The 21,076-nt window shown below is 69.8% G+C and carries 29 protein-coding genes; 25 read left to right on the plus strand and 4 right to left on the minus strand.

The window, feature by feature from the left end; translation table 11 throughout:
- Positions 1-371: 371 nt before the first annotated feature.
- A complete protein-coding gene (locus tag VFV67_RS34075) occupies positions 372-707 on the minus strand; it encodes a hypothetical protein (protein ID WP_326474840.1) in 336 nt (111 codons plus the stop codon).
- Between the two features lie 198 nt (positions 708-905).
- On the opposite strand from VFV67_RS34075, the gene VFV67_RS34080 reads away from it, so the two are divergent.
- Together VFV67_RS34080 and VFV67_RS34085 are read left to right on the plus strand one after the other, a co-directional pair.
- Entirely contained in the window at positions 906-2,561 is a 1,656-nt protein-coding gene (locus VFV67_RS34080; RefSeq protein ID WP_326474841.1) for a phage portal protein, read from the plus strand.
- A 214-nt stretch (positions 2,562-2,775) separates the two neighbouring features.
- Complete coding sequence (locus VFV67_RS34085) at positions 2,776-3,804, plus strand: phage minor capsid protein (RefSeq protein ID WP_326474842.1); 1,029 nt, start codon at positions 2,776-2,778, stop codon at positions 3,802-3,804.
- Here the strand turns inward: VFV67_RS34085 and VFV67_RS34090 are convergent.
- Entirely contained in the window at positions 3,801-3,992 is a 192-nt protein-coding gene (locus VFV67_RS34090) for a hypothetical protein (RefSeq protein WP_326474843.1), read from the minus strand. The two genes, VFV67_RS34085 and VFV67_RS34090, sit on opposite strands and share 4 nt — an antisense overlap.
- A gap of 177 nt (positions 3,993-4,169) precedes the next feature.
- Here VFV67_RS34090 and VFV67_RS34095 point away from each other — a divergent pair, with 177 nt between their 5' ends.
- From VFV67_RS34095 to VFV67_RS34205, 23 genes are all read left to right on the plus strand, one after another.
- A complete protein-coding gene (locus VFV67_RS34095; RefSeq protein ID WP_326474844.1) occupies positions 4,170-4,388 on the plus strand; it encodes a hypothetical protein in 219 nt (72 codons plus the stop codon).
- A 55-nt stretch (positions 4,389-4,443) separates the two neighbouring features.
- Positions 4,444-4,800, plus strand: a complete 357-nt coding sequence (locus VFV67_RS34100; protein WP_326474845.1) for a hypothetical protein — start codon at positions 4,444-4,446, stop codon at positions 4,798-4,800.
- Between the two features lie 28 nt (positions 4,801-4,828).
- Entirely contained in the window at positions 4,829-5,533 is a 705-nt protein-coding gene (locus VFV67_RS34105) for a hypothetical protein (protein WP_326474846.1), read from the plus strand.
- A 115-nt stretch (positions 5,534-5,648) separates the two neighbouring features.
- Positions 5,649-6,851: an SU10 major capsid protein gene (locus VFV67_RS34110; protein ID WP_326474847.1), complete on the plus strand. Its 1,203-nt coding sequence runs from the start codon at positions 5,649-5,651 to the stop codon at positions 6,849-6,851.
- Positions 6,851-7,201 carry a hypothetical protein gene (locus VFV67_RS34115; RefSeq protein ID WP_326474848.1) on the plus strand — a complete coding sequence of 117 codons (351 nt, stop codon included), beginning with the start codon at positions 6,851-6,853 and terminating at the stop codon, positions 7,199-7,201. The genes VFV67_RS34110 and VFV67_RS34115 overlap by 1 nt, the downstream gene beginning before the upstream one ends.
- A gap of 104 nt (positions 7,202-7,305) precedes the next feature.
- Positions 7,306-7,581, plus strand: coding sequence for a hypothetical protein (locus VFV67_RS34120; RefSeq protein ID WP_326474849.1), 276 nt, complete (start codon positions 7,306-7,308; stop codon positions 7,579-7,581).
- 6 nt (positions 7,582-7,587) lie between these two features.
- Positions 7,588-7,911: a hypothetical protein gene (locus tag VFV67_RS34125; protein WP_326474850.1), complete on the plus strand. Its 324-nt coding sequence runs from the start codon at positions 7,588-7,590 to the stop codon at positions 7,909-7,911.
- Positions 7,912-7,922: 11 nt separating this feature from the next.
- Positions 7,923-8,801 (plus strand): hypothetical protein, encoded by an 879-nt coding sequence (locus VFV67_RS34130; protein WP_326474851.1) that lies wholly within the window; start codon positions 7,923-7,925, stop codon positions 8,799-8,801.
- A gap of 24 nt (positions 8,802-8,825) precedes the next feature.
- A complete protein-coding gene (locus VFV67_RS34135; protein WP_326474852.1) occupies positions 8,826-9,692 on the plus strand; it encodes an N-acetylmuramoyl-L-alanine amidase in 867 nt (288 codons plus the stop codon).
- A 26-nt stretch (positions 9,693-9,718) separates the two neighbouring features.
- A complete protein-coding gene (locus tag VFV67_RS34140; RefSeq protein ID WP_326474853.1) occupies positions 9,719-9,940 on the plus strand; it encodes a holin in 222 nt (73 codons plus the stop codon).
- A gap of 3 nt (positions 9,941-9,943) precedes the next feature.
- Positions 9,944-10,393 (plus strand): hypothetical protein, encoded by a 450-nt coding sequence (locus tag VFV67_RS34145; RefSeq protein ID WP_326474854.1) that lies wholly within the window; start codon positions 9,944-9,946, stop codon positions 10,391-10,393.
- A gap of 2 nt (positions 10,394-10,395) precedes the next feature.
- Positions 10,396-11,313 (plus strand): hypothetical protein, encoded by a 918-nt coding sequence (locus VFV67_RS34150; RefSeq protein WP_326474855.1) that lies wholly within the window; start codon positions 10,396-10,398, stop codon positions 11,311-11,313.
- On the plus strand, positions 11,310-11,621 hold the full coding sequence (locus tag VFV67_RS34155; RefSeq protein ID WP_326474856.1) for a hypothetical protein: 312 nt from the start codon (positions 11,310-11,312) through the stop codon (positions 11,619-11,621). The genes VFV67_RS34150 and VFV67_RS34155 overlap by 4 nt, the downstream gene beginning before the upstream one ends.
- Positions 11,618-12,067, plus strand: coding sequence for a hypothetical protein (locus VFV67_RS34160; protein ID WP_326474857.1), 450 nt, complete (start codon positions 11,618-11,620; stop codon positions 12,065-12,067). Before VFV67_RS34155 ends, VFV67_RS34160 begins: the two co-directional genes overlap by 4 nt.
- On the plus strand, positions 12,061-12,402 hold the full coding sequence (locus tag VFV67_RS34165) for a hypothetical protein (RefSeq protein WP_326474858.1): 342 nt from the start codon (positions 12,061-12,063) through the stop codon (positions 12,400-12,402). The genes VFV67_RS34160 and VFV67_RS34165 overlap by 7 nt, the downstream gene beginning before the upstream one ends.
- Positions 12,399-12,746, plus strand: a complete 348-nt coding sequence (locus tag VFV67_RS34170; protein WP_326474859.1) for an HK97 gp10 family phage protein — start codon at positions 12,399-12,401, stop codon at positions 12,744-12,746. Before VFV67_RS34165 ends, VFV67_RS34170 begins: the two co-directional genes overlap by 4 nt.
- A gap of 32 nt (positions 12,747-12,778) precedes the next feature.
- Positions 12,779-13,204 (plus strand): minor capsid protein, encoded by a 426-nt coding sequence (locus tag VFV67_RS34175; protein WP_326474860.1) that lies wholly within the window; start codon positions 12,779-12,781, stop codon positions 13,202-13,204.
- Positions 13,204-13,674, plus strand: a complete 471-nt coding sequence (locus VFV67_RS34180; RefSeq protein WP_326474861.1) for a phage tail tube protein — start codon at positions 13,204-13,206, stop codon at positions 13,672-13,674. Before VFV67_RS34175 ends, VFV67_RS34180 begins: the two co-directional genes overlap by 1 nt.
- Positions 13,675-13,704: 30 nt before the next feature.
- The gene (locus VFV67_RS34185) at positions 13,705-14,259 is read left to right on the plus strand and encodes a DUF7426 family protein (protein ID WP_326474862.1); all 555 of its coding nucleotides are present in this window, start codon (positions 13,705-13,707) and stop codon (positions 14,257-14,259) included.
- A 14-nt stretch (positions 14,260-14,273) separates the two neighbouring features.
- Complete coding sequence (locus tag VFV67_RS34190; RefSeq protein WP_326474863.1) at positions 14,274-14,423, plus strand: hypothetical protein; 150 nt, start codon at positions 14,274-14,276, stop codon at positions 14,421-14,423.
- A 23-nt stretch (positions 14,424-14,446) separates the two neighbouring features.
- Positions 14,447-17,587: a hypothetical protein gene (locus VFV67_RS34195; protein WP_326474864.1), complete on the plus strand. Its 3,141-nt coding sequence runs from the start codon at positions 14,447-14,449 to the stop codon at positions 17,585-17,587.
- Positions 17,574-18,437, plus strand: a complete 864-nt coding sequence (locus VFV67_RS34200) for a phage distal tail protein (RefSeq protein ID WP_326474865.1) — start codon at positions 17,574-17,576, stop codon at positions 18,435-18,437. The genes VFV67_RS34195 and VFV67_RS34200 overlap by 14 nt, the downstream gene beginning before the upstream one ends.
- A 4-nt stretch (positions 18,438-18,441) precedes the next feature.
- A complete protein-coding gene (locus VFV67_RS34205; RefSeq protein ID WP_326474866.1) occupies positions 18,442-19,599 on the plus strand; it encodes a siphovirus ReqiPepy6 Gp37-like family protein in 1,158 nt (385 codons plus the stop codon).
- Here the strand turns inward: VFV67_RS34205 and VFV67_RS34210 are convergent.
- On the minus strand, positions 19,596-19,766 hold the full coding sequence (locus tag VFV67_RS34210) for a DUF397 domain-containing protein (protein ID WP_326474867.1): 171 nt from the start codon (positions 19,764-19,766) through the stop codon (positions 19,596-19,598). The two genes, VFV67_RS34205 and VFV67_RS34210, sit on opposite strands and share 4 nt — an antisense overlap.
- A gap of 30 nt (positions 19,767-19,796) precedes the next feature.
- Entirely contained in the window at positions 19,797-20,648 is an 852-nt protein-coding gene (locus VFV67_RS34215; protein WP_326474868.1) for a helix-turn-helix transcriptional regulator, read from the minus strand.
- Positions 20,649-21,076: the final 428 nt, after the last annotated feature.

Here is a 21,076-nt window from a genome sequence, read left to right on the forward strand (position 1 = left end):
TCCGACGTCAAGCCTGGCTTGATTGGTAAAGGCGGAAAGCGGGGGGCCAATTGGGCCTCCGGGGCGCACTGCGAGTCTTGCGAGATCCGCGAACCGTTCAACGGCCTCTGGTGTCCCGGCTAACCGGACGCTTGCTTCTGACTCTAACACCGCGCCGACCGCGTCACGGTGTTCGTCATCGCTAGCCACCTGCAGCCGCAGGAAACTGCCGAGGCCGTTTTCGTAAGCCTCGAGCATTAAATCTCGGCGCCTGGCCTTTCGAGCCATTCGGGCGGCTAATATTGGGGCAGCTATTGTTCCGAAGAATCCGATCAGCGCACCTGCTCCCACGCCGATCAGGGCTGCTGTTGTCGCGTCCATTGGGTCGAAAGCTACTCGACGGACTCTGAGGTCTCGGCGGGGACTGGTCGGGTCGGCCAGCGCACCAGCAGCGTGCCGCCGAGCACTAGCACGCCGAGCCCAAGCATGATCCAGCCGGGGATCTGCTTGGGCCGGTGCTTGTCGGCGCAGGCTTCCTGCCGGTCCGGGTCGTCCATTGTGGTGGGGGAGATCGCCCGGCCGCAGTCCACCGTCTCGGTCAGCCCGGTAGCGAACAGCCGCGGCGCGGTCACTGTCGACTTCTGGGAGAGGACGAGCAGGCCGATCACGATCAGCGCGCCGGCGACGAGCCGGGCGAAGGTCTGTGGCGTCAACGTGAACGTCGGCATGGCGCACTCCTGGTCTGGTGGTCTTGCTGCACATCGGGACGCGTGAAGTGGGTGTTACGTTGCGCCGGGTAGTGACACCCGGCGGCGATGGTCGCGGGTGTGCTGATCGAGCCCGGATCCCAGTGGCCGCCGCCTGGCCACTGGCGGATGCGCAACCGGTGGCTGTCATGGGCTGCGTGGTGGTCCGGGGACCTGGACATGCTCAAGACCTCCACCGGGTGCACCGCGCCCGGCGGCTACTGGGATCGGCGCCGGGTCAAGGGCGGCACCGTCTACCACCTGCCGCTCGCCGGGGACATCGCCCGCACCAGCGCCGAACTCGTCGCGGGCGACACCCCGGCGATCGACTGGGAAGGCGACGCGCTGCAGAAGGCTTGGGATGACCTCGCCCAAGACATTGGGTGGGCGAACATCCTGCTCGAGGCGTTCGAGGTCGCTGCCGCGTTGGGTGGCGTGTACCTGCGGCCAGCATGGGACAACAAGACCGCGAACCACCCGCTGCTGACCGCGGTGCGAGCGGACGAGGCGCTGCCCACGTTCCGGTTCGGCCGGTTGTCGAGCGTCACCTTCGTGACCTACCTGGACGCGCCCGACGCGTGGAGTCAGCGCGGCGCTGGCGAAGTGTGGCGGTGGTTGGAGCACCACGAACCCGGCCAGATCCGGCAAGAGCTGTGGCTGGGCACGGCCACCTCGGTGGGGTCGCCGCGTCCCCTGGACGAGCACCCGATGACCGAGGGTCTCGCCGGCGTGGTCGACACGCGGGGTATTCGGGACGGGATCCTGGTCGAGTACATCCCGAACGACCTGCCGCAGCCGCTCGACCCGCTGCCGTTGGGTCGGGCCGACATCCAAGGAGTCGAGACGCTGCTCGACGCGTTGGACGAGACCTGGGACTCGTGGATGCGGGACATCAGGCTTGGCAAGGGCCGCATCCTGCTGTCTCGCGAGATGCTGACCTCGGTACGCCCATCCAGCGCCGGCGGATGGCGGGGTCTGTTCGGCGGCCGGCAGGAGAACACCAACCCGGCCGCGGCGTTCGACGTGGACGCCGAGGCGTTCGTGCCGCTCGACACCCCCGCCGAGGACCAGGGTAAGCAAACCCCGATCACGCTGAACCAGTTCGCGATCCGGGTCAAGGAACACTTCGACACCGCGATGGCGCTGGTCGAGCAGATCACCAGCCGCGCCGGCTACGCCCCGCAGACCATGGGTATGGACGTGGACGGCGCCACCTCCGGCACGGCGCGCCGCCTGCGGGAGATCCGGTCGATCCGCACCCGTGACCGGAAACGCCGCTACGGCCGGCGCGGATTGGAGCGGCTCGCCGAGACCCTGATGTTGATCGGCGCAAGCACCGAGTTCGGCGGCGGGCCCCGCCCGACCCGGCAGCCCACCTTGAAGTGGGCGGCGGATGCGGCGGACCCGAAGGAAACCGCCGAGACCATCCAGATCCTTCGCAGTGCGCTGGCCATGTCAGTGGAGATGGCGGTGCGCGCGGCCCACCCCGAGTGGGACGACAAGCAGGTCGACGAGGAGGTCGGGCGGATTCTGGCCGAGCAGGCGGCCATGGTGGCGCCGGCCCCGACCGGGTTCGAGCCGGACCAGCCCGAGCCGGACGACGACGGCCAGGTGCCGGGCACGATCACTCCGGAGCAGGCCAACGTGTTCGGCACGCTGATCCGGTCCGGTGTGGATCCGCAGGAAGCCGCCCGGCAGGCGTGGGGCGGGTCGGTGCGGATGATTCCTCGCGCTACTCCGGTCACGATCAAGGTCGGCGAGGACGAGCCGGCGCCGCCACCCGTGCCTGGCGCCGCGCCAAAGCCACCCGCAGGCCCACCCGTACCCGGCAGGTAGCCGTGGCTGGCTGGCTTGCTGCAGCAACACCACTCGGTTCAGAAGTCACCCCGGTTGGTGATGTGATCGGGCATGAGCCGGGAGACGGCTGTGCTTGCCTACCGCGGGTTGAGTTCCTAGGGCAGGCCGCCAGCGGCGGCGACGCGTGGATGATCGTGCATCACGCTTTGGATGGTCGAGAGTGAACGGCGTCAACCCGGCCGACGCTGCGGTCGTGCTGAAAACCCTGTTGGACGTGTGGGACGCGGCGTCCGAGCGGATGCTTGCCGCGGTCGCGCGCAGGCTCGCCCGCGGGATCACCTCAGAGGGTTGGGCGGTGGAGAAGACCCGCGAAACGCTGGCGGTCCGCGACGAGCTGAACGCGATCATGGCCCGGCTCGACCTGTCCGCGCCCGAACTGGTGGTGAAGGCGCTCGGCGAGGCTTACGGGATCGGGGAGCGCGCGGCCGCCACGATGCGGGAGGCGACGATCTCGACCCGGCCCGAGGTGGTGCAGCAGCTCGCCGTGCGGCTGGTAACCCATCTGCAGGGCGCGCACGTGCCGGTGGTCGCGTCGCACCTGGACCTGTACCGGCGCACCGTGACCGCGGTGGAGTTGGACATGCAGACCGGGACGATCACCCGGCGGGAGGCGATCGCCCGCACCGTCGACCGGCTGCTCGCCGCCGGCGTGGACCGGTTCCCCGCGGCCGACGGCCGGGCGTGGCATCTGGACACCTACGCCCGGATGGCCGGCCGGACCATCGCCGCCCAGACCGCGGTTCAGGGCCAGTTGGACACGATGGTCGCCGACGGCCGAGACCTCGTGATCATCAGTGACTCGGCGAGGGAGTGCGAGAACTGCCGGCCGTGGGAGCGCTCCGTGCTGTCCATCTCCGGGCGCTCGGTCGGCACGGTGGTTGACGGGCGCACGGTCGAGCACGCGGTCGCGGACGCGCGCGCGGGCGGGCTGTGGCATCCGAACTGCACCCACCGCGCCGACCCGTTCACGCCTGGCCTGACCGCGAAGCCTGCGCCGGTGGCCAACCCGGACGGCTACCGCGCCCAGCAGCACCTCCGGGCGCTCGAGCGGCAGGCCCGCGAGCTGAAGCGCCGCCGCACCGCCGCGCAGCAGATCGGCGACGAGGCGACCGTGCGCCGGGTGAACGCGTCCGTCCGGGAGGTCGGCGCCCGCATCAACGCGCACACCGAAGCGTCAGGGCTGTTGCGCAGGCGCGAGCGCGAACGCCCGGTCGGCGCCTAAGGCGGGTCATCGTCCGTTTCCTCGAGACGTGGCCGCGGATCATCATCCGTCGGCTGGCCACGTTTGAGAGTGAGGCCGATCCATTTCCAGTGGAACTCCCGAATGTCCGGGGACTTCCTGAAGGCGCGGATGATTAGCAGCACGAACACGCCTGTAAGGACTATGGTGACCGAGATCGGGTCCAGCACGAGCACGCTCCGCCCTGAACGTCGCTGGGCTCGACGTTTTCGCGGTCTGCAGCTCGTAGGATGCTGGCGATCTTAGATGCCCAGAGGTATCAATCTTAGCGCGTCACACACACCCCATCCGGGGTCGTAGCCAAGAGCATACCCCAGGCGTGACAGCCGGGTCTCACGCTGCCCGTCATGAGTGACCTCACCCAGACCCCGCCCGTATCGGCGATCCTGCAGTTCTTCGACTACGAAAAACTGCCTCCCCCGCTGCGGGAGGTGTCCGAGACGTTCCACCACCTGGCGCACCACCTCGCCGACACGCTGCGGCCGGGTCCGGAGCTGACCGTGGCGCTGCGGAAGCTGCTCGAGTCGAAGGACGCCGCCGTCCGGGCGGCACTGCCACCCAAGTGACACGGCGGGTTGACCTTGGGCCGGTAACCGAACCGGCCCGAGGGAGCCCGCCGACATGGCCCGAACCAACATCACCAAGACCACCCGCAGCCGCGCCGGTGTGCAGCCGACCATGGTCGCCGTTGATGCGTCCGCGTCGCCGAACGGCATGATGTTCGACTGGACCGCGACCGCCGAGGTCGTCGTCCGGTCCACCGATGGCAGCCCGCACACCATGACCGTCGCGGTGGCCGACGCCGCCCGACCCGACGGGCTGACCGTTCCGGGCCGAGCCGTCACCATCCCCGCCACCACCACGGTGGCGCTGGCCGCCGGCCCGTTCGGACCGGAGTACCGGCAGGCGGACGGCAAGGTCTACTTGAACTTCGACGCCGCCACCGGCATGACTATCGGCGTGCTGGACAACGCGTAGGTGACACCCCCGGCCGAGGGTGCCGGGCATGACCGCACCCACACCCCCGGCCACCGGTGCGCCCGCAGACGGTGCGCCGCAGCCCCCCGCGCCTGCGCCCGTCCCCCAGCCGCCCGCGGCCGGCCCGCCGGCCCAGCCGCCCGCGGACCCGGCCGGCGACAAGCCCGCGGACGACGGCGCGAAGTTCACGCAGGCCGACCTCGATCGGATCATCAACGACCGGCTCACCCGCGCACAGCAGTCCTGGCAGGCGCAGCAGGCCGAGCGGGACAAGAAGATCGCCGCCCTGTTCGGCGGCGCCCCGGCCGACGGTGACAGCGCGCTGACCGCCGAGCAGGTTCTCGAGCAGGCACAGCAGATCACCCAGACCGCCCGGGACGAAGCCAATCACGCCAAGGCGGAGGCGCTCGCGCTCGCCGCGAAGATCAAGCCGGAGCGGCTCGACACCTTCGTGAAGTTGGTCGACCTCCGGGGCGCACTGGCCGACGTGGACGGAAACGACGCCACCGCAGTGAGGACCGCGATCAAGGCCGCGGTCGACGCCAAGGTCGCCGAGTTCCCCGAGTGGAAGACCGACGCCACCCCGCCGCTGCCCGGCGCGTCGACCGCCAACCCGAACGGGGCACCGGGCACGCCGACCCTCGACCAGCAGATCGCGAAGGCCGAGGCGGAAAAGAACTGGCGGGTCGCGATCAACCTGAAGCGCCAGCGCGCCGCCCAGCAGTCTGGGTGACACACAGCACCGACGTTCATACCGCAGGTACCCCGCCGAGACGACTGCACTCGGCTATCGGAGGTCCCGGCTCGAACTCCGCGAGCAGAACCACACGCGAGACAAGGAGTAACCGATGGCCGGGATCACCGGACTCGGAACCGCTTTCAACCTGCCGAACTACACCGGCGAACTGTTCGCACTCACCCCCGAGGACACCCCGCTTCTGTCCGCCATCGGCGGCCTGACCGGCGGAGGCCAGACCACCTCGACCGAGTTCGAGTGGCAGACCTACGACCTGCGCGACCCCGGGCAGCGCACCAAGGTTGAGGGCGCGGACGCGCCCACTGCCGAGGAGCGGGTGCGGGCGAACGTGACCAACGTGGTGCAGATCCACCAGGAGAAGGTCAGCGTCAGCTACACCAAGCAGGCCGCCACGGGCCAACTCGCCTCGCCGCAGGCGGCGCCATTCAATCACCCCGGCGGCGGCCCGAACCCGGTCACGAAGGAGCTGGACTGGCAGGTCGAGCAGACGCTGAAGTCGATGGCGCTGGATGTCAACTGGTCGTTCTGGAACGGCCAGTACGTCAAGCCGACCACCAACGCCAGCGCCCGCCAGACCAAGGGCCTGCTCGCCGCGATCACCACGAACCGGATCGCGAAGGCCACCACGGTCACTGGCGCCACCTCGGCCACCGACACGGTCACGTCGACCGGCCACGGCCTTGTGGACAACGACAAGATCGTGTTCCGCAACACCGGCGTCGCGACGAACATCGTGGCCGGCCGCGTCTACTACGTGGACGCCATCGACGCGAACACCTTCAAGGTCGCGACCAGCCAGGGCGGCACCGCGCTCACCCTCGGCACCGCGACCGGACTGTCCTACGTCAAGCCGTGGTCCACCACGCTGACCACCGACCACGTCAGCGACATCATCCAGATGTGCTACGACAACGGCGGCATGTCCGAGCAGTTCACCGCGACCCTCGCCGTGAACAGCAAGCAGAAGCGGGCCGTCACCAAGGCGTTCGCCTCGGCCTACGGGCAGTTCACCGAGACCAGCCGGAACGTCGGCGGCGTCAACATGACGACCATCATCACCGACTTCGGCACGCTCAACGTCATGCTCGACCGGCACCTGCCGCAGGACATGATCGTCCCGGTCAGCCTGGAGCAGCTCATGCCGGTGTTCCTCAGCATTCCCGACAAGGGCGTGTTCTTCGAGGAGCCTCTCGCCAAGACCGGCGCGTCGGACAACGTCCAGTTGTATGGCGAGATCGGCCTGAAGTGGGGCAACGAGCGAGCCCACGGGGTGCTGGAAGGACTCGCGGTCTGATGGCCACCTTCGAGCGCCGCTCCGGTGACCACGTCGCCGCCAGAGTCCGCACCTACGACGACGGGGAGATCGCCAAGCATCGGCGCCTGGCGGAGGACGGCGTGGACGGCTGGCGGGAACTGCCCGAGGACGAGCGGCCCGCGCCGGCCAAGTCAACGCCGAAGCAGGCACTTCAGGCCGACGCGGCAGCGCTCGGTCTGGAAACCGAGGGCACGGTCAAGGAGCTGACCGAGCGGATCGACGCCAAGGTCGCCGAGCTGCGCAAGCAGGCCGCCGAACTCGGCATCGACGACGACAAGCTGTCGGCCGTCGAACTGTCGGCGGCTATCGACGCGAAGCTCGCCGAGTAAGTAGACCGGGGGCACCCGTCGCTCTGCGAGGGTGTGGTGGTCGCGCCGGGGAGGTGGTCCGGCGGGTGCCCCCAACCCACCACCGTACGATTTGACCGGGAGGGTTGCTGATGCCGTGGTTGGCGCAGTACGAGGATCTGCCGGAGACTCACTGGCATTTCGCCGATCCCGGTAGCGATCTGGAGAAGGCGTTCACGGCGATCGGATATGTGGTGGTCCGGCCGGATCCGCCCGCCGAGCCGGACGAGCCGGTGACGGTCACTTCAGTCGAGCTGACCGAGACCGAGCAGGAGGTTGACAGGCAGGTGGCCGAGGCGTCGAGCCTGTCGAACGCCGAGCCCGCGCCGGCCCCGCGTCCGGCGCGTCCCCGGAAGAGGTGATCGGTGGTGGACAAGCTGATCTCCGCGCACCCGGCCGTTGCGTGGCTGGTGTTCGCCGCGGCGATCGTCACCGCGCTGGGCGTGCTGTGGCGGTCGGTTGGCCGGCCGGTCCTGCGCACCGCCAAGAAGGCCAGCAACTTCATTGACGACGTGGTTGGGGAGCCCGCGCGCCCAGGTGTGCCCGCGCGCCCGGGCTTGATGGACCGTGTGCAGGCGGTCGAGAAGCGGCTGACGGCGATCGAGCACGAGCTGCACCCGAACTCCGGTACGTCGCTGCGGGACCAGGTGGACGCGATCCGGGACGCCGTCGCAGGTGACACGCCCGGCTGACTCTCCGGTGCGTGGCTGACACGTATTTCCCGTTCGACGCCGGGTCTGGGGCGAACGTCACCGAGGCGCAGTGGGCCGACATGGCGCGGTTGTGGGCGCCGGACGGGTTGGGGGCGGACACCCCGCGCGTGTCGCTGGGGAGTGGCCTGCAGTTCTCCATCCCGGACGGCTTGTACGGGTGGTGCAAGGGGTTCTTCTACAAGAACGTCACCGTGCAAACCAAGACGGCCTCGGCGAACGGGAACACCAACCCGCGCATCGACCGGTTGGTGCTGCGGCTGGACCGCACCGCGAACACCGTCACCCCGACGATCATTCAGGGCACGCCGGCCGCGTCGCCGACACCGCCGGCGATCACCGCCGCGACGGACATTCCGGTGGCGCGCGCCACCTGTCCGGGTTCGGGCTCGGCGCAGAACTACAACACGCTGGTGCAGGAGTGGTGGCCGGTTTCGTCGCTGCGGGGCAGTCATGTGTGGACCCGCACGCAGGTGGTTGCGGACAACGTGGGCGCGGTGACGCTCACCTCGTGGACGCAGCAGCGGTCCGACGGCATCGTGACGCTGACGGGCAGCAACTTCAAGCTGAACCTGCCGGGCCTGTGGTCGATCCGCCTGTTCGTGTTCTCCGACTCCAGCCCGACGGGCGTGTTCACGTCGAACGTCAACTGGACTAACGGGCCGTGGCAGGAGTCCATGTCGGACACCCGGCGCCGGCCGGCATTCCCCGCAGATGGGCCAGGCTTCCTGCGGTCGAACGCCACGTTCACCGGCATGGTGTTTTACGACCAGGCGCAGCAGAACATCAACGTGTCGGCGGACTGGGTCACCCCGACGACCGACGACGTGTCGGTCGTCGCGAGCATCTACTTCGACTACCTCGGCGGGTGACACGGCGGGCGCACGGTCTCGGGCATGGCACCCAGCTCTCCCCGCGGCGGCGCCCGAGTCATCTGGATCGCGGTGCACACCGCCGAAGGCATCCGCAAGGCATCCGACCTGAAGGCATTCTTCGACCGGTCAACGAACTCGAGCGCGCACGCGTGCGCGGACGACTCGGTGCTGATCGACAACTGCGTGCCGTATGACCGTGCCGCGTGGACGTTGCGCGGCGGCAACACCCGCAGCGACAACCTCGAGCTGTGCGGGTTCGCCGCCTGGTCGCGCGAGGAGTGGCTGACCAATCACCAAGGGATGCTGCGCCACGCGGCCAACTGGATCCGCGCCCGGTGCCTCGCGCGCGGGATCCCGATTCGCAAGCTCGACGCCGCCGGCGTGAGTCGCGGCGAGGCCGGGGTGATCGGCCACGTCGACTACACGAACGGCACCCGCGACGGAACGCACTGGGACCCGGGACCGGGATTCCCTTGGGACGTGGTCATTTCCATGGCCGCAGGACAGGAGGACGACGTGAGCTGGAACGACATCCTGACCGCCCCGAGCGGCTACCCGGCGCCGGCATGGGCGTGGCTCGTCATGGGCAACGTGAAGGCCGAGAACGCTTGGGCGGCTGCGCAGCGGATCGAGGTGCAGTTGGCTGCGCTCGCCGGGACGCTGACCGACGACGAGGCGAAGATCGTCGCCGCCGTGCGCGCCGCCGGTGCCGACCCGGCCGCGGTCGCCGCGCACCTCGCGCCGCTGCTCGCCGTCCACCTGGACGAGACGCTCGGCCGTCTGTCCGACGAGGACGTGCAGCGCATCGCCGACCGGGCCGCCGACGAGCGGGACCGCCGCGACCACATCCGTTCCGGTCAGCGGGTCGACCGACCCGCCGAGGCATAGTCCCCTTACCTGGCAAGGAGATCATCATGTTCACTCGCGCATTCTGGGCCGACCTCGGCGAGCGGGTCGTCTCGTCGTTCGCTGGCGGTGTGCTGGCTGCGCTGGGCGGCGACGCCGTCAACGCGTGGGAGGTCGACTGGAAGACCGCGCTCGGGTTCGGCGCGGGCGCCGCGCTCGTGTCGCTCGTGAAGGGCCTGGCGGCGCGGCGGGTCGGCGACGCCGAGTCCGCGTCGCTGCTCAAGGGCTGACCGATGGCCGACATCGCGTTCAACGTGGCGCTTGGCAAGATCCGCTGGTACTGCGAACAGGCCGGCGTCGGGAACGCTGCGCTGGTCGCCGTGCCGCTGGAGAACGCCGGGCTGGTCAGCGACGCCACGATGCGCGACTACACCACGCTGGCTGCGCTGCTCGCCGGGGCCAGCAACGAGCAGACCACGCTTGGCCGCAAGGTGATCACGTCCGTGGCGGCGACGGTGAACCACACCGCGGACCGGTTCGAGGCAGACTTCGCTGACCTGGTGTGGACCGGGCCAGCCGGCAACCAGGTCGGCGCGATCGTGGTGTGTTTCGACCCGGACACCACTGGTGGAACCGATGCCGACCTGATCCCACTCACCAAGCACGGCTGGGTGATGACCCCGGAAGGCGACTCGATCACCGCAAACGTCGCCGACTTCTTCCGGGCAAGTTCGGCGGCGTAGCCGTGGGATTCGTCGCCGAGTACGAGACTGCCGGCTGGTTCACGGTCGATACCGCCTCGGTGTCGGTGACCTGCGCCGAGGGTGACGTGCTGGTGGCGAACGCGGTGTGCGGGAACCAGCTCCGCAGCTTGGGCATCTCGGGCGGCGGTCTCACCTGGACTGTGCACGGTGTGGTTTCCGCGTTGGCGCGCTGCTCGACCGCGCAGTGGACCGCCATCGTCGGACCGGGCCAGGGCGGCACGTTCAACGTGACCGCCACGTTCTCGGCTGGTGGCGCCGGAGGGCTGTCGGTGCTGCGATTCGACGGGATCGGTTCGGTGGGCGCTGACGCGGTCGGCAACGCACCGGACCCGACCGCACCGTCCCTGGTGATCACCACCACTGAGGACGACTCGATCGTCGTCGTGATGGTCGGCGACCACGAGACGGTCGACGGCGTCACCCGGACGTGGCGCACCGGAGCCGGTGCGCTCACCGAGACAACCTACTTCCGGTCGAACTCGGAGAACGCCGCCTACGTCGGCTACCACGCCAACGCTGGTGCTGCGGGCGCGAAGACCGTCGGACTGACCGCACCGGCGACCATGCGCCCGTCGATCGCCGCCGTCGAACTGGTGCTCGAGCCGGACTCGGTTGAGCAACCCATCGGCCCGGCCAGCCAGACCGACACAGCAATGCCGATGGGCCGGGCTAAGACGACCGCACTCGGCGTCGCGGCAGCTACGGGAAGCGCGCAGCCTCTCGGCCGCCATAAGGCGCGAGCGCTGGGGACGGTGGTCGAGGTCGCCTCGGCTGTACCGCTCAGCCAGTCGGGCGGTACGGCCCACGACATCGACCTCGCCGCCGTGCTCGCACCCCAACAGCCCGCGCTGGTGGCGATCGGCGCCGGCCGCTGGTCCGCATCCTTGGAGACGCTATGACGACGTGGCGTATCAACCGGCTGTCCCGCGAATGGGTCGGCCCGATCACCGTCACCAAGGACGGCACGCCGGTCACCGGGTGGACGCTGGCCGTGCTGCCGCTCTACCAGACCCCGGCGACCGCCGACGTCATCGACGAGGATCCGACCCCGCTCGACGGCGGGCTTGGCGTGCTCGTCGGCCCCGGCACCGGCCACGTGCTGGACCCCGGCGAGTACACGATCTGGGTGCGGTACGTCGACAACCCGGAGGCCCCGGTGCTGTCCGACGTTGGGCGCATCGTTGTCGAGAGAGGAACCCCGCGATGATCTGGGCCACGGTGGAAGAGGTGCGCGCCTATGTGGACGCGCAGGCCGCCACGCTCGGCCGCGCCGAGTGGCCGGCTCTGCCCGAGGCGGACAGCGCCGTGCAGACGCTGATCGACTCGGCGGCCCGGTCGCTGTCGTGCAAGGTGATCCGGTGGCCGGTGCTGGACGAGGCCGACGAGCACGCCGAGGATCCGGTGCAGCGGCAGCACATGGTGGTGGCGGTGTGCGAGACGATCCGCGCCCGCCAGCACTCGGCCGTGCAGGAGTCGGCGCTGGGCGGCATGTCCCCGATCCTGGCGGCGGGCGGGTCGATCACTGCCGACAACCTGTCGGTGTCGGGCGGGCGCGGCGCGCGCGTAGGCCGCTCGGCCAGCCAGGTTCCGTGGCCGGCGTACGAGGCGCTGCAGGCTGGCGGGCTGATCGGGGGGAGTGTGGCGACGTGGTGAGCCTGCTCGGGCTGCTCGCCACCGGCGGGCCGACCGTAACCCTCGCGCCATACCTCGGGGACGACGGGGAGGCGCGGCCCACGTACGGCGCCGCTGTGCTGGCCAGCCCGGCGCGGGTGTCGCCGCACTCCCGGCAGATGCAGCTACCCGGTGGCAAGGTGGTCACCCTGTCGCATGTGGTGTCGGTGCCCGGGGACATCGACCTCGCCGGCCGCGGTCCCGAGTCGGGGGACCGGTGCACTATCGACGGCGTGCTGCTGCGGGTGTGGACGGTGGACACCCCGGTGTGGCTGGACGGCACGCCGATGCACCACAAGCTCGGCGTCGGTGCGTGATGCAGGACTTCGAGAAGACGCTCGCCGAAGCGATCAAGGCCATGGCCGACGCCGCCGGGGATGGTGTCGAGGAGGCGTGCGAAGACCTGCTGTCCGACTCGCGGGACGAGGTGCCCTACGACCAGGGCGACCTGTCCCGCTCGGGGAAGGTGACGGTTCAGCGCACCGGCGACGGCGCCGAAGGCTCGGTCAGCTACGACACGCCGTACGCGGTGATCCAGCACGAGCGCGGCGACTTCGCCCACGACACCGGCAAGTCGAGATACCTCGGTGACCCGCTGCGCGCCAGCGCGCAGAAGTACCTCGAGCACATCGCCGACGCGGCGAGGAAAGCGCTCGAGTGACACCGTGATCTGACCGTGGTCGCGTGCACACGGTGGCCGCAGCCCACAGGCTCGCCGATCTCGGGCTGGTGAAGTACCCGCCCAACGGCGCGGGATCCGGCGTGCCCTGTTTCGTCGAGACGCTGCCCGCCACCCCGGATGACGCGGTGTGCATCCGCACCCGACCCGGGTTCCCCACGCAGGATCTCAGCGGCTACGAGACGCCGGAGTTCCAGGTGGAGCGGCGTGCCGCGGTCGGAACCGGCAACACCGGTGCCCGGCACGCCGAGGAGATCCGTCGGGCGTTGCAGCACAAGGACACCGAGACGTGGGCGCCGTCCACACCGGACGAGCTGTCGGTGTTGTGGTGTGAGGCCAACGAAACCAGCCCCGTCCCGCTCGGGGCGGACCAGACGGGCCGGCTCTCCTGGTCGGTCTCGTTTCAAATCGAGACGCTGACCGAGGAGGTAGCGCCGTAATGCCGACGCCGATCAAGAAGCGGCTTTCCCGCAAGTGGGTGCTCGAAGTCAACACCGGCCCCGACCTGATCACCCCCACCTGGACCCAGGTGAAGGGCCTGAACAAGCTCGAGCTGGCGATCGACCCGAACGAGGTCGACGTGTCCGACTTCGACTCGGACGGCTGGGACGACAAGCTGACCACGTTCCGGTCCTGGAACCTGGGCGCCGAAGGGTTCGACGGCTACACCGGCCCGGACAACGCGCAGGTCGACGACCCCGGCCAGGCGCACCTGAAGACCAAGGGCCTGCTCACCGGCCCCGAGGCGTATGTGGACATCCGGATCCGCCGCACCGACAACAACAAGGGCTACAGCGGCCGGGCCACCAGCAACTACAAGGGCGCCGGCGGCGAGGTGAAGGGCGCCGAGCCGTTCAACTGCCCGCTGTCCGGCTCCGGCCCGCTCACCGCGTTCACCTACACCCCGTAGACCACACCACAGCAGAGCGGACGACCACCCGTGACCACCTTCCCCGACCTCGCCGACATCGGCCACTTCCTGCAAGAGGCCGACGGCGAAACCCTCACACTGCCGGTGCGCGGCAAGAACTACACGTGGCGCGCGGGCGCGATCACCATCCGCGCCAATCTCAGGTTGCAGCAGGCCCGCGCCGGGATCGAGACGATCCAACGCAAGCTCGCCGCCGGCGAGAAGGTTGACCCGACGGTCGAACTGCTCCCCGGCGTGGACGAGGACGAGTTCGCCGCCGACCTGATCGGCCAAGCGGTGATCGACCAGATGGCCGCCGACGGCGTGATGCTCGACGAACTGCAGCACATCGGGCTCACCCTCATGACCTGGCACCTGTCCGGCGAGGCAGCGGCACGCGCCATGTGGCTCGGCCAGGTCGCCGCCGAGGGTGATGCCGACCCCCCGGCACGGGGCTCCGGGTCGACGAGAACGGCTGGATCATCGACCCGGAAGCCGGCAAGAGCGGGTTCGGCTGGCCAGAGATCCTCGCGCGCTGGCCGCTCGTCGAAGCCGGTTTCCAAGCGCACTACGGGATCGACCTGACCGAGCCGTCCATCATGGACGGCAAGACGTGGCGGTGGTTCGTGGTGCGCCTGTTCGGGATGCCGGCCGAGGCGCGGCTATGGCAGGCGTTGCGGCCGGCCAGCAGCGAGGATGACGACTCCACCGACAGCATCGACACCGCGCTCGGGATCGCCCGCGAGTGACACCCTGACCACACCGTTCGCGTGTGGCGCTCATGGTGGGCCAGATCCAGGCCCTGATCACTGCGGACAAGTCGCAGTACACGAGCACCGTCAAGGCGGCTGGCGCCGAGCACCAGACGTTCGTGTCGAAGACCAGCAAGCAAAAGGCGGTCATCGACGGCGACGAGAAGCCGCTCGAGCGCGCCACCAAACGATCAGTGCAGCTCGTCGGTTCGATGCGGGCCCGCATCGGCGGGTTCATGGGGGAGATCCGCGGGGAGTTCCTGAAGGTCGGCGCGGTCGCCGGGATCATCGGCGGGCTACGCGAGGTGGTGATGGCCGCCTCGGACCTGTCCGAGTCGGCGAACGCCATCAACGTGACGTTCGCCGGGGCGCAGCAGTCGGTGTTCGCCTTCACCAAGACGGCCTCGGCGGCGATCGGCCAGAGCGACACGCAGGCCCGGCAAGCCGTGGCCACGTTCGGCACCTACGGCAAGCAGGCCGGGTTGGCGGCCGAGCAGAACGCCGAGTTCTCCATCTCGTTGACCAAGCTCGCGAGCGACCTGGCATCGTTCAAGAACACCACCCCGGAAGAGGCGATCGAGGCGCTCGGCGCGGCGCTGCGCGGCGAGTCCGACCCGATCGAGAAGTACGGGGTGCTGCTCAACGAGAGCGTGATCGCGCAGCGCGCGCTGAAGATGGGCGTGATCGCCACTACCAGCCAGGCGTTGACGCCGCAGCAGCGGGTGATGGTGGCGTATCAGGAGATCCTCGCCCAGACGAAGGACGCGCAGGGCGACTTCGGCCGCACCTCGGGTGAGCTGGCGAACCAGTTGCGCACCGCGAAGGCCGTAGTGATCGACAAGGCGGCGGCGCTCGGGCAGCAGTTGTTGCCGGCGGCGAAGGCCACCGTTGGGTTCTTCACAGGCGCCGTCGGCCCCGTGTTCGACGGGCTCGGCGCGATCCTGAAGGTCGTGATCGGCGCGGTCGGACAGCTCGCGCAGATATGGCAGTCGCTTCCCGGCCCGGTGCAGGCCGCGGTCGTGGCGATGGTGGCGTGGCGGCTGGTGCAGGAGCGGGTCGAGGCCGGTGTCGGCGCGGTCCGGGACAAGGTGCAGGGCCTGAACACCGCGGTGCAGCAGCACGGCGGGGTGCTCGACGCGCTGCGTGCCCGGTTCAGCGTGATCGACAGCATGGCCACCTCCTACGACCGGGCGTCGACCGCGACCACCAACCACCTGCGCGCGCAGGTCGCGCTCGCCGTCGGGTTGGGCGGCGTCAACGACCAGATGTCGGCCACCCAGCGCGCCACGCAACTGGCCGGGGACGGGTTGGCCCGGGTGGCTGGCATCGCCTCGGGCACCGCGGCGGCGGCGTTCACCGGCCTGCGGTCGGCGGCGTCGGGTTTGATGTCCTTCTTGGGCGGCCCGTGGGGTGTCGCGCTGGCGGTGGCGGGGGTCGCGCTGTCGGTGTGGATGTCGCGACAGCAGCAGGCGAAGCAGGCAGCCGAGCAGCACGCCGCCAAGGTGCGGTCCCTCACCGAGGCGATCATCGCCAACGGCGGCGCGCTGTCCGCGCAGTCGAAGATGCAGCAGGTCGCCGAGGCCCGGTCCAAGGGCCTGTACGACATCGCGCAGAAACTCGGCATCTCGAACCAGACGATGACCGAAGCGATCCTCGGCAACGCCGAGGCGATCGGCCGCGTGAACAGCGCCTTCGACCAGTTCGGCATCAGCGCCAGCCAGATCACCGGCGACGCCGAGACGCTGCGCGCGGTGTTCGACGGGTTCGGCGGTATCAGCGCGGAGAAATGGGGGTCACTGGCCCGCGCGCTGGTCGAGTCGCGGCAGAACTTCGGGCTGCTCTCCGGTGGCATGTTGGAGGCGCAGAACGCCGCGAATGCCAACTCCGACGCGCTCGCCGAGGTCGGGGTGAAGGCCGAGGATCTCGGCGCCGCCACCGGCGGGGCGACACCGCCCACCTCGGCCATGGCCAAGGCGCTGAAAGCGTTGGGGGACAACGCGTCCGACGCCGACACTCAAGTGTCCGGGTTGAAGACCGCGCTCGACGAGTACGCCGGGAAACGGCACACCGTCGAGGAAGCCACCCAGGCGGTCAACGACAGCCTGCGCGACCTAGGCGCCGCGTTCAAGGGGGCGAAGGCCGACGCCGCGGCGTCCAAGCAGCCGCTGCTCGACTCGTCGGGCGCGATCAACACGGTCACCGAGAAGGGCTCGGCGCTGCAGAACACGCTGATGGGCCTGTCCGACGCCTACCGGCAGCAGTTCGCCGCGATCGTGCAGAACGCCACCGCCCAAGGAAAGACGCTGCCCGAGGCGGTGGCGGCGGCCACGGCGGCGACCGCGAAGACCCGGGAAAGCTTCATCGCCGCGGCGGTCGCGGCCGGCATCGCCCGGCAGGACGCCGAGAAGCTCGCCGACCAGTACGACCTAATGCCCACCGCCGCGGCCACGGCGATCCTGCAGCCCGGCATGGTGGACGCGATCAAGAACGCCGGCATCCTGTCGGACAAGGTCGTCAGCGTCCCCGACTCCAAGACGATCATCGTGTCGTCGACCACGCCGCAGCAGATCGCGTTCCTCGAGAACCTCGGGTTCAAGGTGCGCACCCTGCCCAACGGGCACGTCGAGATCACCTCAAACGCCGCTGCCGTCAACGAGGACATCAACAACGCGGCCCGCGACCGGCGCACCGAGATCCTGATCTCCTACAAGGCGGCCGGCATCCCTAACGCCGCCAAGCTGGCCAAGGAAGCCGTCACCCAAGGCTCCGGCGGAGTGATGGAGTACTACGGGGCCGGCGGGCTGCGACCGATGTCCGGCCGGTCGGCGGGGATCGTCGCCTCGTACCGGCGCACCGGGACCATGCGGGTGATCGGGGACAACCCGCGGGTGGACGAGCTGTTCCTGCCGCTGGACCGGTTCTCGGCCCGCTCGCAGGCGCTGCTCGACGAGGCGCTGCGCAGGATGCGGCCGGAGTGGTTCCGGTCTGCGTTGCCGATGGCGGCGGGCGGCGTGTACCCGGCTGGCGGGGACAGCGCGTCCACTGTGGGCCGGGAGCGCGCCGGGCACACGTTCAACATCACCGGTCCGGACCCCGGCGCGGTGACGCGGATGGTGATGGACGAGCTTCGCGCGGAGGAGGCGCTTTATGCCGGCGCGTGAACTGGTCTGGTACCCGGCCGCGGGTGACCCGATTGTGCTGAACGACCGGGACGCCGGCTACCGCGTCCACAAGGGAGCCACCGGGTTGGGGGTGCCGCCCGCGCAGCTCGTCACCGACACCACGCCGTTGCTGGACGGCGAGGTGGTCACCGACGTGTACGAGACGGGCCGCTCCATCATGCTGCCGATGACGGTGTTCGGCGCCACCAACGCCGAGCTCCGGGAGCGGCTGCGCGCGCTGTGCTCGGCGCTGGATCCGCGGCAGCCCGGCCACCTCGAGCTGGCCCAGCAGGACGGCCAGCGGCGCCGGATCCGCGGCTACTACGCGGCCGGCCTGGAAGGCGCCGAGGACCGCGCGAACGGCGGGGACACCACGTGGTACCGGTTCGTGCTGCGGCTGTACTGCCCGGACGTGTTCTGGTTCGACCCGACCCCGGTCGTCCTGTCGTTCCCGTTCCCGGCGCCGGTGCCGTTCTTCACGTTCTTCCCGCTGCGCCTGTCGGCCGATGACGTGCTCGGCTCCGGTGTGCTCACCAACCCGGGTGACGTGGCGGCGTGGCCGATCTGGACCGCCACCCCACCGGGAACCGCGGTGGCGCTGGACAACGACGACACCGGCGAGGAGCTGCACGTGTCCGGCACCCTGTCCGGCACGCTGACGATCGTCACCCAGCCCGGGGAGCAGTCGGTCGACATGGGCGGCTCCGACTGGTGGTCGCACCTCACCGGCACCCCAACGTTCTGGGCGATCCCGCCCGGGTCGACGAACGTGACGCTGTCGTTGACCGGCGCCAGCACCGGCTCGTCAGTGTCGTGCACGTTCTACCCGCGCTACCGGTCCGGGTGGTGACCCGGTGGCGGACACGGTGTGGATGATCGACCCGACCGGCGCCACCCGGGGCACCATCATGTGGTCCAGCTACACCGCGGTGCCGAAGTTCAACGACGTGGGGACGTGGCAGGTGAACTGCCCGCTGACCCCGCAGCACGCGCTCGCCGCCGCGGCCGGCTGGCGGGTGGCGATCATGGCCGGCACCAGCACGGTGATAGCCGGCCCGGTCACCAAAGCCGAAATCAAGATCGACGGCACCAGCGGGCGCGCCACCCGCCGCCTCGTCCTGTCCGGCGAGGACGACATGCGGTGGATGCGCGGCCGAGACGCCCGCCCCGCCCCGCTGGCCGCGCTGTCGGCGCAAACCCCCGCCTACGACATCCGCACCGGCGTCGCATCGACGATCATGCGGCAGTACGTCGATGTGAACGCCGGGCCGGGTGCGCTCGTCGCCCGCCGGGTGCCGTCGCTGACCCTCGCCGCGGATCCGGTGGCCGGCCCGTCCATCACCGGCCGCGCCCGGTTCGACAAGCTGCTGCCGCTGCTGCAGGGCCTCGCCGTGTCCGGGGCGGTCGCCGGGGTGACCCTCGGGTTCCGGGTCAACTCCGGGTTCGGGTTGGGCAAGGTGTTCCAGGTGTACTTGCCGGCTGACCTGACCGGGCCCGCCCGGTTCTCGATGGCGCTGCGGAACCTGAAGATGCTCACCTGGACGCTGACCGCCCCCACCGCCACGCACATCGTCGGCGGCGGTCGCGGCGAAGAGGACGCCCGCGACTTCATCGAGGTGGCCGACACCGCCGACGCCACCGCGTGGGGCCGGCTCGAGGACTTCTACGACTTCCGCGCTGCGAGTGACTCCGACTCCAACGTCGAGCTCACTCAGGGCGCGCAGAAGCGGCTCGACGAGCAAGGCCACACCCAACTCGTCGAGGTGGTGCCAGTCGACACGGCACGGCTGCAGTACGGCCGGGACTACGGCCTCGGTGACGTGATCACCGTGGACGTGTACGGCGGGGTGACTGTGGACGAGGTGGTGCGCGAGGTGGAGATCAAGGTCGACAGGGCCGGCGGGCGAAAGGTCACCCCGCGGGTCGGCACCGTCGGGGCGACCCGCTCGGCCGCCTCTTGGATCCGGCTGCGGGATGCGCTGGCCCGGATCTCCAACCTCGAACGTCGCTAGATCCGGCCCTCCTTGACGGCGGCCAGCAGGCCGGCCAGGTCGACGCGCAGCGCGCCGGCCGCCGGATTCTTCGAGTCGCGCACCGCGCCGACGTTGGCCAGTTCGACACAGTTGCCGCCGTCACCCCCACTGCGGGTGCTCTTACGCCACGTGATCAGTCGTTCCATGTCCGGTTCCCTTCCTGTATGCCCAGGTCGTTACCCATCCAACAGGCTAACGAGGAAGGCTTCGGTGTCGGCGGGCGAGAGAGCGAGGCGTGTCAATGCCTCGAACGTCGCGGTGTATCGCCGCAGGTCGGCCGGCCGCTCCAGGTAGATGGCGCCCTCGTCGTGTTCGAGGTAGACGAAGTTCGGATGCGGCTCGTCGGGCAGGGTGAGCAGCGAGAACGGACTCTTCATGCCGGGGTGCGGTCCGGCGGCGAACGGCACCACCTGCATGGTCACGAAGTCCCGGCGGGACATGGCGATGAGGTGCTCGAGCTGCTCGGCGGTGTCGCCGACCGGGCGGCGCAGCACGGCCTCGTTCAGCACGAAGTGCAGCGCCGGTGGCCGCGCGTCGAGCCGCCGCTGCCGTTCCTGGCGGAACTCGACCAGCCGGGCGATGTCGGGTTCGTCGTCGCCGTCACCGCGGTAGGCGGCCATGATGGCGCGGGCGTAGCTGGCGACCTGCAGCAGGCCGGGCACCAGTTCGGATTCGTAGGCGCGGATCTCCTTGGCGTCGGCTTCGAATCCGACCCATGTGCCGAACCAGTCGGGCATGGTGTCGCTGTAGGTGGACCACCAGCCGCGCTCGCCGGACTCCTCGGCCTGCCGGACGAGCATGTCAACCTCGGGCGCACCGATCCCGTAGAACTGGCACAGGAACCTGACGTTCTTGGGCAAGATGGCGTGCCGGCCGTTCTCGATGCGGCTGATCGTCGGCCGCTTCACGCCGAGATATTCGGCGGCTTCATCCATGGTCTTGCCCGCGGACTCGCGCAGCTCGCGGAGTTGCTTACCGAGCCGCCACCTGCGCACCAGCGATCCGGGGCTCAGGTCGTCGTCGTCCATGGCGCACAGTTTGCCGCATCGATTCCACGTACGTACGCGGGTTCCCCCGCTCGGGGTATTCCCCCACGTACGTACGTGGCGTACGGTCTGAGAACCGGCCCAGCCGGTGGCCTGCGTCGCCTCCCCTTCCTGTTTGCCCAGGTCTGGGCGAGGCGGCGCCGGTCAAACCAGGGAGTGATCACCATGGACGGCAGCCTGGCCCTCGGCTTGCTGCTGGGGGCTGCCCTGCTGGGCTGCCTGTTCATCGCCACCGACTTCTGGCGTTGGTTCCGCTGCTGCTGGACCGGCACCTGTGGCCGGTGCCGTAGCTGCCGACCCCTGTTCTGCCGGGCTGACAGTGGGCGTCACCACCCATCATCCCGGCCAGCGCCGACGACCGGGTACGAGTCGGCGCGCCGCCGGGCCGAGACACCTACACCCCCGGTCTC

It is taken from the genome of Actinophytocola sp., from assembly GCF_035762905.1.
GTDB lineage: Bacteria > Actinomycetota > Actinomycetes > Mycobacteriales > Pseudonocardiaceae > DASYTH01.

Excerpts from the sequence above, each read along its gene's own strand:
- VFV67_RS34190 (WP_326474863.1), top strand. The coding sequence starts at position 14,274 with ATGGACGGCAAGACGTGGCGGTGGTTCGTGGTGCGCCTGTTCGGGATG.
- VFV67_RS34160 (WP_326474857.1), top strand. The coding sequence starts at position 11,618 with ATGATCTGGGCCACGGTGGAAGAGGTGCGCGCCTATGTGGACGCGCAG.
- VFV67_RS34155 (WP_326474856.1), top strand. The coding sequence starts at position 11,310 with ATGACGACGTGGCGTATCAACCGGCTGTCCCGCGAATGGGTCGGCCCG.
- VFV67_RS34200 (WP_326474865.1), top strand. The coding sequence starts at position 17,574 with ATGCCGGCGCGTGAACTGGTCTGGTACCCGGCCGCGGGTGACCCGATT.
- VFV67_RS34110 (WP_326474847.1), top strand. The coding sequence starts at position 5,649 with ATGGCCGGGATCACCGGACTCGGAACCGCTTTCAACCTGCCGAACTAC.
- VFV67_RS34105 (WP_326474846.1), top strand. The coding sequence starts at position 4,829 with ATGACCGCACCCACACCCCCGGCCACCGGTGCGCCCGCAGACGGTGCG.
- VFV67_RS34115 (WP_326474848.1), top strand. The coding sequence starts at position 6,851 with ATGGCCACCTTCGAGCGCCGCTCCGGTGACCACGTCGCCGCCAGAGTC.
- VFV67_RS34215 (WP_326474868.1), bottom strand. The coding sequence starts at position 20,648 with ATGGACGACGACGACCTGAGCCCCGGATCGCTGGTGCGCAGGTGGCGG.
- VFV67_RS34180 (WP_326474861.1), top strand. The coding sequence starts at position 13,204 with ATGCCGACGCCGATCAAGAAGCGGCTTTCCCGCAAGTGGGTGCTCGAA.
- VFV67_RS34075 (WP_326474840.1), bottom strand. The coding sequence starts at position 707 with ATGCCGACGTTCACGTTGACGCCACAGACCTTCGCCCGGCTCGTCGCC.
- VFV67_RS34140 (WP_326474853.1), top strand. The coding sequence starts at position 9,719 with ATGTTCACTCGCGCATTCTGGGCCGACCTCGGCGAGCGGGTCGTCTCG.
- VFV67_RS34210 (WP_326474867.1), bottom strand. The coding sequence starts at position 19,766 with ATGGAACGACTGATCACGTGGCGTAAGAGCACCCGCAGTGGGGGTGAC.
- VFV67_RS34095 (WP_326474844.1), top strand. The coding sequence starts at position 4,170 with ATGAGTGACCTCACCCAGACCCCGCCCGTATCGGCGATCCTGCAGTTC.
- VFV67_RS34100 (WP_326474845.1), top strand. The coding sequence starts at position 4,444 with ATGGCCCGAACCAACATCACCAAGACCACCCGCAGCCGCGCCGGTGTG.
- VFV67_RS34145 (WP_326474854.1), top strand. The coding sequence starts at position 9,944 with ATGGCCGACATCGCGTTCAACGTGGCGCTTGGCAAGATCCGCTGGTAC.
- VFV67_RS34080 (WP_326474841.1), top strand. The coding sequence starts at position 906 with ATGCTCAAGACCTCCACCGGGTGCACCGCGCCCGGCGGCTACTGGGAT.
- VFV67_RS34135 (WP_326474852.1), top strand. The coding sequence starts at position 8,826 with ATGGCACCCAGCTCTCCCCGCGGCGGCGCCCGAGTCATCTGGATCGCG.